General features: G+C 61.5%; 6 protein-coding genes. 3 read left to right on the forward strand and 3 right to left on the reverse strand.

All coding sequences use genetic code 11. The features are described from left to right. Nucleotides 1–108 precede the first annotated feature (108 nt). Nucleotides 109–804: a response regulator transcription factor gene (locus BBA01S_RS35825; RefSeq protein ID WP_027820631.1), complete on the forward strand. Its 696-nt coding sequence runs from the start codon at nt 109–111 to the stop codon at nt 802–804. On the opposite strand, the gene BBA01S_RS44295 is transcribed toward BBA01S_RS35825, so the two are convergent. From BBA01S_RS44295 to BBA01S_RS35840, 3 genes are read right to left on the reverse strand one after another with little or no spacing between them, the layout of a single operon-like run. Continuing rightward, nucleotides 801–2,813, reverse strand: coding sequence for a hybrid sensor histidine kinase/response regulator (locus BBA01S_RS44295; RefSeq protein ID WP_052392044.1), 2,013 nt, complete (start codon nt 2,811–2,813; stop codon nt 801–803). The two genes, BBA01S_RS35825 and BBA01S_RS44295, sit on opposite strands and share 4 nt — an antisense overlap. Nucleotides 2,814–2,825: 12 nt before the next feature. Continuing rightward, nucleotides 2,826–7,643 (reverse strand): GMC oxidoreductase, encoded by a 4,818-nt coding sequence (locus tag BBA01S_RS45405; RefSeq protein WP_052392045.1) that lies wholly within the window; start codon nt 7,641–7,643, stop codon nt 2,826–2,828. Nucleotides 7,644–7,671: 28 nt separating this feature from the next. Next, nucleotides 7,672–10,989, reverse strand: a complete 3,318-nt coding sequence (locus BBA01S_RS35840; protein ID WP_156966200.1) for a hypothetical protein — start codon at nt 10,987–10,989, stop codon at nt 7,672–7,674. A 530-nt stretch (nt 10,990–11,519) separates the two neighbouring features. Here BBA01S_RS35840 and BBA01S_RS35845 point away from each other — a divergent pair. Together BBA01S_RS35845 and BBA01S_RS46330 are read left to right on the forward strand one after the other, a co-directional pair. Continuing rightward, entirely contained in the window at nt 11,520–12,071 is a 552-nt protein-coding gene (locus BBA01S_RS35845; RefSeq protein ID WP_042298447.1) for a hypothetical protein, read from the forward strand. Next, on the forward strand, nt 12,071–12,619 hold the full coding sequence (locus BBA01S_RS46330; RefSeq protein WP_156966201.1) for a GNAT family N-acetyltransferase: 549 nt from the start codon (nt 12,071–12,073) through the stop codon (nt 12,617–12,619). Before BBA01S_RS35845 ends, BBA01S_RS46330 begins: the two co-directional genes overlap by 1 nt. The last annotated feature ends 59 nt before the right edge of the window (nt 12,620–12,678 follow it).

The raw sequence follows: 12,678 nt of genomic DNA on the forward strand, positions 1-12,678 counted from the left end.
GTCGGCGAAACCATGCCTCCAGAAGGCGGCACCAAAGGAGTCCCCCGCTTTGGGGGGATAGCGGCCAGGAAAAATGCGGGTACGATAGCCCGGACTGGAGAACTGCCGATGGACAACCTGTATTTCCGCCGCGTACTGCTCGTTGAAGACGAAGGCTTGACGCGTATCGCGATGAAGAGCCTGATCCTGACGTCAGAGCCGACGCTGGATATCGATGAAGCCGGCTCGTATGACGCAGCCGTCGAGCAACTGCAAGACAAGGCGTACGACCTTGTTTTTCTCGACTACCAGATCGGCGGCAATCACACGGGGCTTGACTTGTTGCGCTGGCTGCAAGAGCACGAATGTGCCGCGCATGTGGTGATGCTGTCCGCACAGGACGACCGCGAAACGGTGCTGGACTGCATCAAGCATGGCGCGGGCGGCTTCATCTCGAAGGCCAGCGAGGAAGGTGGCGCGGTATTCCGCGAAGCGCTGCAAACGATCCTGAACGGACGCGTCTACCTGCCCAACAGCGTGCTTGGCAAAGGCGGCCATACCCCACAGTCGCCGGGCCCGCACAAGGGCATTCCGATCGAGTCGCTGAATCTGCCGCCGCGCCTCGCGCAAACGCTGGGTCTTCTTTTACAGGGGATGTCGAACAAGGCCATCGCGCGCAAGATGAATATCGCGGAGAACACCGCGAAGGAGTACATCAGCGACCTGCTGAGTCGCTTCAACGTATCGCGGCGCACTTTCCTGATCGTGGAGATGGCGCGCCGTGGCATTGAGATCCCTACCGTTGCGCAAACCACAGCGGATTAGCACGCACGGGCGGGCACCCCGGTGAGTTCGAGCATGCGAGCAATCAGCATGTCCGCGGACAGCGGCTTGCTGAGCACGCTGCGCTCCGGCAATGTCCCCAGCATGCTGACCCCGGCTTCGCCCGTGACCACGAGGCATGGCACGGGCCGCGAAAAGTGCTCGCCGAGCAGGTTGACGACGTCCTGTGCCGTCGAGCCCTCCGGCAAGCGGTAATCGCTGATGATGAGGTCGGGTACGCGCTCGACCGTCTGCAACAGCTCGTCGAATGCGGCCACGGTGCGAACCGCGTCGAACAGCACGCCCCAGCGCGCAAACAGCGCCTCCATCGACGCGCGTACGAGGCTGTCGTCCTCGACCAGCAGCACATAGAGGCCTCGCAATGACGACGCTGACGGCGGCGACGGCGCTTCGACAGGCGATGTCGCCGGATCCTGAATGGCAAATTGATCGGCCACCGGCATGCGAACCGAAAAGCGTGAGCCTCGCCCCTCGATCGACTTCAGTTCGAGACGGTGCCCCTCCAGCAGCGCCACCACCGCATTCACGATCGACAGCCCCAGACCAAGCCCTTTCTCGCGGTCGCGTTCAGGGTTGCCAATCTGCACGAAAGGCTGGAAGATCGCATCCCAATGTTCTGGCGCGATGCCAATGCCGTTGTCGATTACATCGATACGCACATAGTTCGGCATCCGTACCAATCCGACGATGACCGTGGATCGTCCCGCCTTCGACGGATCCGCGTACTTGATCCCGTTCGCGATGAGGTTGCCCAGCACGCGGGGCATCCAGTCGGCGTCGGTGCGTACCCATGCGGGGCGCTGCAGCGCCCTTGCATATCGCAGTGCAACGCCGCGGCTTGCGGCAAATGCGCCAAGTTGCTCGACGGTCTCGTCGATTACCCGGCTCAGGTCGACGCTCGTGTAGACCGGCTTGACGTGCCCCGATTCCAGCTTCGACAGGTCGAGTACGCCGTTGAACAGACGCGCAGTCAGTACCGACGCCTTGCGTGCATCGCCGATCAACCGGCTCGATGCTTCAATGTCACGCGCCGCCAGCGCTTCGTCGGCTGCCGCAAGAAAGAGGTTCAATGCGTGCATGGGCTGCCGCAGGTCATGCGCTGCGGCAGCCAGGAAGCGCGATTTCGCGCGGCTTGCCTGCTCGGCGGCTTCGCGCTGCTGCTCGCGCAACGCAATCAATGCGTCCGACCTGACCTGCTGGTCGCGTCGGGCAACTTCAAGGTCATCGTGCTTTTGCGCGAGGGCCGCATTGGCGACCTGCAATGCACCGTTGCTATGGGCAAGCGCCTGAACGGCGATGTAGCGCTCGCGCACATGCCGCTCGGCATTGACGTTGACGCTATGGCCCAGCACGGCGACATTGAGCAGGTAGAACATGCCGGCTGCGAAGTTTTCCGGCTCGACCGCCCGCGTGAGCAGTTGGGCCATGACAATCGCGGCGATCACGCACAGCGTCAGTATCAGCGTCGCCTTGGCTCGCAAGCGCAGAAAGCCGAACTGATAGAAAAGAATCAAATAGAAGCCGACAAAAAAATGCGTGAAATTAAATGGGCGGGGCGCCAGAACGGTTTGCATCAGCAGGCACAGACACATGAACGCCAGGCCGCACAGCAAGATCCAGTGCGCCACCTTGTCCCGATGAAAGGCGAGCCTGAAGGCCAGCACGATGCCGATGGTCGCGCCGAGCGCACCGGCCCAACGGAACGCGAAAACCTCTGGAAAATAAGGCCTGAAAGCTGGGCTGGTCTGCGCAAGCCTGATTTCCCAGAACCCAAAGCACACCCAGATCAGCGTGCCGAGCACCAGGGCCGCTCGGCGGAAGTCGGCAAACCGTCGGCCATAGTCCTGCGTAAATTCCTCTTCGACCTGGGGGTCTTCGAAACGCGCCGGCCAGCAGAGAATGTCGACCAGCCATGCGCGTACCGCGCCGGGCGCCGACGAGCGCTTAAGGAATCTGGATTCCGTCGCCGATTGAAAGCCGAACAGGTTCATCGCATCTCGCCGCTATGCTTGCGGGCCTCGCATACACCGACCGGGTGTGAATACGTGCATGCCCGCGCAATAACCCAACTCCCGATAGGCTTCCCACTGGCTGTCGGTGAAGAACTGGTCTGCCGTGGTTTGCTGAGGGAAATCGCGGTAGTTTTCCGCGTAGGTGCGCACGTCAGTGGGCAAGCCGATGCCGATGCTGGGCTTCACGTACAGCATCCAGCTTGCGCGCTCCGGCTGGTCTGAGTAAGTGATGCAGGCGAGCGCGGCGCCACGCAAACCGTCGCGCTTCAGTTCGGGAAACGAGCCAATGGCTTCCGGATCGATCGCTGTCCTGATCCAGTCCGGCACACGCGGCTCATTCGCCCCACGCTCGAATGCATGCCAACCAAACTGGCGGCGCGCAAGCCTCGCGCGCACCGCGCCCGGGTCAAGCCAGGTGATCGTCGCGCAGAAGTCGTAGCGCACCTGCCTCGTCAGGAGAGCTAGCGATTCGCAGGAGTAGTCGGGATCGGCGGCCGCGTCGATGGCCACGATGAACGGCAGCCGGCGGCGTATCAGTTCATAGATGCCCGTGTTGTCGAAGTGGCCGCCATCGCTCAAATACCACATGCGCGCGGATGGGCCTTCGAAATAAGCCCGCCATTCGTCGAGCAGCTTTGCCTGCAGGGTGAAGATCGACGAGGGCAACGACTTCAACCAGCGCCAGAGGCCGCGGGGATAGTGCCCAGGCCGCTCGCCCGCCGCAATCCCGCTGTTCCACCAGTAACCGATACGCACGTTCAGCAGCCCAAGCAACAGCGATTGCGCCAGTTTTGTGTTGCGGCCAAGACCAGTCAATGCGGCCGCGCCGGAAATCGCCATCCACTGCCCCAGGCTCAGGCGTTCGACATTGACTTGCGCGCCGTCCGACCTTGCGAGCGCGTGAAAAGCGTTCGGATCGGGCTCCACGCGCACCGCGCTGACGGGCGCGACACGCACCGGCGTCGTTTTCGTGTCGCGCGCGCCCCAGAGCGCGTGAAAGCGCCTGCCCACGCTAATGCCAGCGGGCCCGACACTCATCGGCATGCCTTTGTCGTCGCGCAGCTGGTTGCCGGAAAGCGGGTCGACCGTATTATTCAGGCACGCGCACACCAGATGCAGCGGGCCGCCGTGGGTTTCGGGATGATATTCGTCGAAGAAGACATCGTCGCCCAGGTCGCTCACGCCGACCGGCACAGGCTTGCTGGTGCCGGGCGGATTCACGCGCGCATCGTTGGACGCGCCCAGCCAGGTTCGCACGAGTTTCTGCGCGTAGCTCTGTTGCAGGGAAGACAGATTGAGAAAAAGCAGCACACGGCCTTTCACCGCCGAAATCAGCAAAGCCGCCACCACGCAAAAGCGCGCCGTGACCGAGTCGAGCCTGAACGCCAGATAAGCGAGCAGATCGAGAAACAGAAACAGCACGGCTGCCAGGGCGAACGCAACGATCGCGAGCGCAATCTCCTGCACGAGGCCTCCCGCAAGGGTCTTGCCCGCATCCGTCGCGCTCGCCGCGGCCGTGCTCGCCTGACGCTTCAAGACGCTCGCCACGATTGCCCTGAGCAGCGCCAGAACCGGCGCGACGCCCGCCATGAACCAGCCGATCGCCCGCGATCCATGCACCGGAAGATCCTGCGTGTGTGTGTCGATCACCCCGGCGAGCGTATCGATCGCCACGAACAGCACGGTCACGATGAAGCCGAACAGCGCCGCGCCCAGCAGCCGGGTCAGTCGGTTGCGAATGACGATCGTGCCGCCTTCGGGCTGCGCCGTGCCGGGATTGATGGGCGGCCCACCCGTGCCGGGCGCCGCCGGGCTGGCGATGAACAGGCCGGCCGCCTGCTGCTCGAACCAGGCAAGCAGCAGCACGCCTAGCGCCAGGGCGCTCCAGATTTCGATGTCGGGCAGCGTCAGCCCGTAGATCGCGCACCCGAGCATCACGATCCACAGGATGAAAGGCATCCACGAGCGCCAGTCGCCATTCGGGCGGCGCCGCATGGTCAGCCAGTAGCCGATGGAAGGCGGCAGCACGCCGATCACAAAGAGCCACGGCGGCAGCCACCACCAGGCCGACAGTGTCAGGCCATACCATTGCGGCGGCGCGCGCTCGCACACCAGCGAGAGAAAGCTGAACGCCGAACAGTCGAGCACGAACCAGTGCAGTGCGCCCAGCGCGCCAAACAACAGCGCACCGATCCAGACGTGTACTGCCGCGAGGTTACGCAGAATGACGGCAACGTCGAATAACGTATCGTGACGGCCGCCGCCTGCAAGATATTGCGCGTTGTAGCGCAGCCACTGGATCGTCGACGAGGCCAGATTCGTGAGCGTACGCTCGACGCGTTCGGCCGGCGCCTGGCGATCCTCGGTGGGCATCTGCGTATAGAGCTTGCCGAGAAACGAAGCGACATAGCCGCCGCCGGATACCGACGACATGAAGTCGATATCACGCAGGCGTCGCGTTTTCGCGAGCGCCTGAAGAACGCCAAGACAGAACGTGGCGCTGCGCACGCCCCCGCCGGACAACGCGAGTCCAACCGCATCGTCCGGCAAGCGCGCCGGGTCTGCGTTGGCCGGTTCCTGCCATTCGGGCCGCGCCAGGCGACGGCGCTCACGCACCGCGCGCGCTTCCACGCTCTCTACTGCACGCGGGTAGCTCGGCGAGTCGGCCAGCAGTACATCGGCGGCCTTTTCGCTGATCATGAAAGTCGGTGTCACGATGAAATAGCCGGGAATCTGCGGAAAAACCGACGTGTCGACGATTCGCAGACCCTCTACCCCATGCACGCGAAAATGGCTGTCCACCACGGCGAAGCGATCCTGGAGTTCATGCGGATCGGCGCGCCAGGGATCGTGACCAATCCGGCAAGTGCCGCACGCGTGATGCCCCCAGGCTTCGTCCTTGATCCACTGACGCATCGCTGGCGAACAATCGGGCTTGTCCAGACCCGGCTGAACCTCGTCGCTCAACGCAGCCACGCGGCGATTGATTTCACGCATGCGCTTGATCGCGTAGCACAGCGCATCCACATCGTCATCGCAGTCCTGCGCGCCCTCGCGGGTATCGTCGAACGAGTGAAAGTTGATTTCCGGCGTCTCGAACGGATTCGCGCTACGCAGCGTGATCGTGCCGTTGTTGTTATTGGTGTAAGCCTTGAGAATCACCCAGCTCCATAAATTGCGGGTCTTTTCATGCGACGTCATGCTCCGGCATAGCAACTGCTTCGAATAATCCCAGTAGTAGCCGCGAAACGCGGCCGGCAGGCCGAACACGAACAGATCCGGGTCGCTGCGCATGCGCGCGCCGTTGGTGGACGACATCATCATGGCGAGCGCGCCACCGTTGGTCGAATACAGTCCGCTCTGGTCGGCGAGCCACTGGCGCAGCATGGGATCCGCAGCATCGCCGGGATCGAAACTCGCGCCATCGAGCGTCGAAAACGGCGCGTTCGCCTCGCTGATCACGCTGACTTCATAGCGATCCTGAAGATTCTGGCCGACGCCCGGCAAGTGGACGACAGGCGCAACCGGCGCTCCGTCGCGGCCGCACGGCCCCTTGACGATGGCGCCCAGCTTCGCCGCATCGCCAATGCCGCTGAGCATCAGCAATTGCGGTGTGTTGAACGCGCCGCCGCAGACGATCACCTCGCGGCGGGCGAATACCTGTTGGGTGTCGGACGCAGCATTGTTGTCGGCGCACTTCGGGCTCGCCGCGTAAAGCCAGGGGCCGATGCGCACCTCCACGCCGATCGCTCGCGGCACGTCGCTGCCGCGCTTCTCGAACACAATCCGCATAACATGCGCCGGGTTCAGGATCACGAGCCGATCCGGGAATTCGTCCCTGACATTGAGCAGATGGTCGCGCAGACCGCAGCGGCGCTTGCCGTCGGTGCCAATCGAAATCAGCGAAACATGGGCGCGGCTCTGAATATCCGGCGAGCGGACATTGGGGTCGAGGAACTGAAGGATCTGAAAGCGCGCCAGCGCCGGGACGAACATCGACGCCGCGTTGCGATTCGCCAGCGACGCAAACAGCACGTCCTTGATCACGCTGAGGAACGTCTTGTCGCCTCGCGCGATGGCGGCAATCACGAACGGGTCGATGAAACTTGTTTTCTGCCAGCCTGCGCTCCCGTGGCCGCCGGGATCGAGCTGGCCACGCGGATCGAGCGCGCGTGCCGACCACGCCAGAAAGCGGAACAGCAGTCCCAGCGTCTTGCCCGCGAAGCTGCGATAGGCCGCGTAGTAAAGGCAATTCTCGATCTTGGCGAAATAGCCCTGCATGTTCTGCGACCGCCAGGAATCATCGCCAGTGAATTGCGCAATATGATCCCAGTCGGCGTCATTCGGGCGAATGATGATCATGGCGTGATGCGACGTGCAGCCGCCAATGGCTGCCGCGCGCGGATAAAAAATACCGCCCTGTTGCCCCCCTTCTGTCACCGAAGGATCCATCGCACCGTTGTATTTCGAATCCTCCTGTTGGCGCGCGGTATTCGTATAGTGGCGCACCGAGAATTCCCAGCTCATGTCCGGGTCTTCAGTCGCCCGTGCATGAAACGCGGGCACCGCGTAGACCTGGCGCATGGGCTGCTGCGCGAGGTCGGGCGCACCGCGCGTCATCGGCTGCGCCTGTGCGCCGTGCTGCGCTACGGCGGGATCGTTGCCGGCCTCGATCAACAGGACGCGGCACCCGTTTAGCGCCAGCCGCGCGGCGAGCGGCCCTCCACCCGCACCCGAACCCACAATCACGTAGTCGAAGGGCGTCGTGTCCGGATCTCTGGCTTGCCACAGCGGGTCATCGGGATTCATCGCGGCTCCGGTGGACGAAGGTGACAGGTCAGAGCGTTTCGAGGAAGGCCTTCAACTGTCGCTTTTCACTATCGCTCAGCGACTCGCCGAACCAGTGGCCGCGATCCAGCACGAAGTCGGGGCACTTGCTCGCCTTGAGCAGCGCCGGCCCGGCTTCCTGCTGGAACTCGTCGAGCGCCTTGAAACTGCCGTCCTTCGGGTCGTCGCGACGCACCAGCAATACCCCGCGCGTAAGCGCCGTCACCGCATTGATGAGATCCACGGTGGGCGCATCCGGATTGATGTTCATGAGGAGATTGACCGGTGTGCCGCGCGGGATAGGGCCGATATTGATCCCAGCAAGACGGCCGTCGAGGAACGCCTTGCCCACGCCGCCCATGACGACGAACACCACCGCGCTTGCAGCGAAAAACACGCGCGCGCAACGCAACGCATTGGGAAAACGGAAGAACGCCACCACGAGGCCGAGCAAGACGAGAGGAATGAGCCATAGCCACGGGTAGATCGTGTCCACGCCCGACACGCGCAGCAGCGTCGCCAGCAACGCCACGAGCAGAGCGAGCAAGCCGCCTGCGAGGCGCGGCTGCCCCACGAAAATCAGGATCACGGCAATCAGCGCGAGCAACAGCCAGACGTAGAGGAACAGGAACGACGTCCAGCGCTCACCCAGCACGCCGGTGATCAGCGGCTTGATAAAGCGTGGCGCAAAGTCGATATACGAATCCTTCGTCGTCCTGTAGATAAAACCGACGTCCCTGAATCCACGTCGATCGGCCACGCCTGCAGCCGCGAACGATTGCCGGAAATCGCCGCGCAACGCACTGCATTCCATGCTTGGGTCGGTGGGATTCTCGTGACAGAACGCCTCTTTTTCCGCGGGATAAACATTCACCTGCCGCGCGGCGCCCTGCGCCAGCACGCCGATAACAGCACGTTTGCTATTGTCGAGCAGCTTGTCGATTGCGTCGTCGTACGCCTTGAGCCGTCCGTCCACCGACGGATCACGGTTATAAAGACCGAGCGAATTGTTGTGCAGCAAGGGCGCCGTCGCCCATACGCTGACAAGCGACGCTGGCCGGTAGTAACCCGGCCCACCGCCCGGCGGCGCATATTCGTCGTTGTTGCCCCACCTGTCGACGGCGCCCGTATCCTTGAAGGGATTGAAGAAGTGAACCAGTCCAACCGCCGGCAGCGACTTGTACGTCTGCGACGAGAAATTGCCCCAGACCTGGCCACGCATCGCGTTGGTGCCCACCGCACGCTGCGAATTGCTGCCGACAAGGGTGATCGGTATGCGTACGTCTGTCGAAAGATAGTTATTCTTTTCGAAAAAGTCCTGCCCGCCATCCGGCTGTGCCGCTATATATTTTTCAAGCCGATCCACATAGGCTAGCCAGGGCCCGCTCAACTTGAATGCATCCCAATCGGCGAAATCCATCGGCAGCGTGATACCGCCCTGGGCGCTCGCGTTTGCAGTACGCCAGTTGCGCGAAAACGTGATGGGCAAATTGGGAGGCTGCTTGCTCGAATGGCAAATCGCGCAATTGCGAATGAACACCTCGCGGCCCTTGTCGCTATCGACCTTGTTGGCGTTGATTCGCGCGAGACCTTCGGCGGTCGAGGCGAGCTTCATTGGCTGGGCAACCGTCGCGCCGGATTGCGTGACGTAGGTGAAGAAGTTCTCCAGCTCCTCCACCCGGAAGTGCTCGGTCGCGTTCCAGTAGACCGACCGCGCCTTGATCGTCGAAAGATCGAATGGCCGCTGCGGCGCAAAGCCAATGATCGTGTTCTGCACCCTGCGCCATTGTTCCGAATAAGCGCCGATGTTCAAATAAACCCGCAATAGCGCGCCTTCAATGCCGATGCTGTCCGCGCCATCGAGCAAGACGCGCGGCGTGTGGCGCGGGTCGAGCGTGAAAAGCGGCTTGTCCTCGATGCCGCGCATCATCAGGTTGCTCCTGCTTTGCGCCTCCGGCGGATTGACGGCGGCGCGGGCAAGGCGCGCATTCACTTCAAAAATGGCGTTGATCGTGTTGGGGTTATTGATGTGGTCTGTTGCCACAAGCGACGTGTCGATCGTCCCGGGTTGCTGGCTCGCCACGAATTGCCAGAGAAAGCTATCCGGCGTTTTCAGGTTCGTAAAAGCGTTCGATGGCAGCCAGTACTGGTTACCGATCATGCTCGACATATCGCCCCACTCGGGATGCTCTGCATCCTTTGGCGGGGCGAGTGGATGCGGGCCGACATGACAGAACGCGCATGCCATGCTGACGCGAAATGGCCGCACAAGTAAGGGATCGGCGTGAAATTCAGCATCCCGAGGATCGGTCGAATAGTATCTTTTGCCCTGGTCGCTGACTACCTGCTCGTTCCAGTGTTCGCGTGCTTTCGCCGCGGCCGCCGACTTGCCAAAGAAATCCGGATTCGGAAAGAGCCGCAAGCCGACAACGCCGGAGGGGTAACCATAGATTAGCGGGTCGACGCCATCGTCACCGAGTTGCGCGATGGCCTGGTCATAGAGCGCCTGGTCGCCAATTTCGAAGAACGTCGTGTGATCGTGCGCCGCGCCCTTTGGCATGTTCGGGCGCACCACGGGCTTTCCGTCTGCATCGACATCATTGCCTGGCGCGCGCATCTTGATCTTGTCGCCGTCCGGGCCGTCGATGTAGAGACCCAGCCCGGTCAATGGCGTGTCGCGCTCAACCATGCCGGGCTGATTGATCAAGCCACCGTCCCTGAAACGATGCGCCCGTTTCTTCGAGTCCAGCAAGACGAGAAAGTCGGCGATGCCGTAGCCGTTCTCCTGCACCCAGCCCCAGAACGCTTCATTGCCCTCGCCCCACAGCATCCAGGTATTCTGCCCCATGATGGCGGAACGGGCGGTCTTCGGAACGGTGTGACCGTCGAACCAGTCCATGGGGCGCAGCATCGAATCGCCGCCCACAGTGACCTTGTCGACCTCGCTGAAAATGTTGCGTGGCTCGGTCGGAAAACACTGTTCGTTACGGGGGTACAGGCGCACACCCCCTGCGGTTTGCGTGGCCGCCGCTTCATCGGGGGGCGCGTTCTTTTCGACCTCGCCGGGAGGCGGGACGTCCTTCGAGAGCGTCGGTGCGATTGCTGCCGCCGGATAGCGTTTGATCGCATTCGCCAGCTCGGTTTCATTGCTGTCGCACGTCGCGCTGGCAGTTGATGACGCGGGCGTGCACGCATCCGCGGCATGGGCGGCTCTCCCCATCAACAGGCAGAACGCGACCATCAACACGCTGGCGATCAGTGAATGCGAAGACCTATGGCGCCACACCGGCACAGGCCTTTCGCTTCCTGGAATGAGCAGTGAATGCACGATCACCCCTCCACCGAAGGTGCGAAACCCAAAGTGCAATGGCGACCACGTAGCACTCGCAATGCGAGGTGCTATTGCGCGCAGCCAGCATCGCCTGGCGGCATTCTCAAACGTTCTTTAACGCGGCTCGATAGTTTGCGATCGTACAGGTTCGTGTATTGGCTTCATTTACACAAGCCATTCAACGGTCAGGACAATATAGGCGACAGCCGAAGAATGTCAATTTTCCTGTACCGGTTTGCAATCCTCTTGATGTTTCTAGAAACATAACAAAAACCAACGACATTAATAAAACCATTGACGAGTTAATACATTGATCGATTGAAAGGCAACATCACAGAATAGAAGGGCCAAACCCGGTCTCGACAACGAAGCCGTGGCAACCCGCAGCATGCGTACTTCAACGTCATCGAATTCGTGAAAGCCATCGCATCCCCTCTTCCCGAAGACCAGAAAAAGTAACGCGACGAATCGACTCGACCCGCAGAATCGGCGACAATAGGCGATGTCTTCGCAGGCGCGAGAAAACCATGAATCGTGATGAATTCTTTTGGCTTTCAAAACGGCTTTCACCGGCAGAGGTCTGCGCACACTTGCTAGCCCTGTCCGTCGTCGAATTCAGCTATAGCCCGAGCTTGACGGTTGCCCTTGAAATTGATGGGGCGAACGGAAGGCTCGCCGATACGGGTCGGGGAATGCGCTTGACTCCGGACTTGGGTGACACGCTCTCACACGCCGAGCGAGCACTGACCAGCTTCTACCCATGTACGCCTTCCAGTTCGCAACTGGACAGCGTACTTCGGGAACTGGTCTGGGGCGATCAGGGCTCACCGGGCCCCTCAGTCGCCAACGTCGCCTGCCAGACATTCAAGTTCACCAGCATGAGGGATCGCGAGATCTGGTCGCAGCGTTATGTCCACGGGAAACCGTTGGGCCCGGCCGAATTGCTCGGACAGACGGACATGACCGGTACGGTCATCGAGTTTCAAACCGCCGAGCCAATCGACACGGCTGTCGTAACAACGCTGGTTGAGACACTGCGCCTGCGCGTACCGGGACTTTCGATCGCTTTTCAAGCGTAATGCAGGGGGCAACCTTGGCGCTGCACTCAAGCGAAATCCGTATCGAATCGAGTCGACTGTCGATCCAACCGTTTTCATCCCGTGACGCCGATGCGACGTATTCGTGCATCACGCCTTCGCTAACTCGCCTGATGGCATGGGAGCCACCTCCTGACAGGGCAAGCTTTGATCTCGTCTGGCAGGCATGGCTGCCTGCGATAGCCGAAGGTACGGACTTTGTATTCGCAGTCCGTCGACGCGAATGTGGAGAATTCCTTGGATTGGCAGGGCTCCACCACATCAAGCGTCCTGGTGCAGAACTGGGAATCTGGATTCGAGAGGATCGCCACCGCGAAGGCTTTGGCCGTGAAGCGGTCAGTCTCGTGGCAACGTGGGCAGGCCGCGAACTCGGTATCGATCGCTTTGCCTATCCTGTTGCTGAAGAGAACCACGCCAGCCGGCGCATTGCCGAATCTCTCGGTGGTGTCGTAGCGGAACGCCGCCAGACTCCGAAATATATGTCCGTCATTTATCAAATACCGCGCCAACCGAAACGCGATGACCGGTGAAAGCCGTCGGTCAAGAACGACCCAATCACGCAATCAATTCTCCGAGCATGGCCGTCGCG

This window comes from Paraburkholderia bannensis NBRC 103871 (assembly GCF_000685015.1).
Classification (GTDB): domain Bacteria; phylum Pseudomonadota; class Gammaproteobacteria; order Burkholderiales; family Burkholderiaceae; genus Paraburkholderia; species Paraburkholderia bannensis.

Coding starts and splice junctions, on each gene's coding strand:
- BBA01S_RS35825 (WP_027820631.1), top strand. CDS start 109: ATGGACAACCTGTATTTCCGCCGCGTACTGCTCGTTGAAGACGAAGGC.
- BBA01S_RS44295 (WP_052392044.1), bottom strand. CDS start 2,813: ATGAACCTGTTCGGCTTTCAATCGGCGACGGAATCCAGATTCCTTAAG.
- BBA01S_RS45405 (WP_052392045.1), bottom strand. CDS start 7,643: ATGAATCCCGATGACCCGCTGTGGCAAGCCAGAGATCCGGACACGACG.
- BBA01S_RS35845 (WP_042298447.1), top strand. CDS start 11,520: ATGAATCGTGATGAATTCTTTTGGCTTTCAAAACGGCTTTCACCGGCA.
- BBA01S_RS46330 (WP_156966201.1), top strand. CDS start 12,071: ATGCAGGGGGCAACCTTGGCGCTGCACTCAAGCGAAATCCGTATCGAA.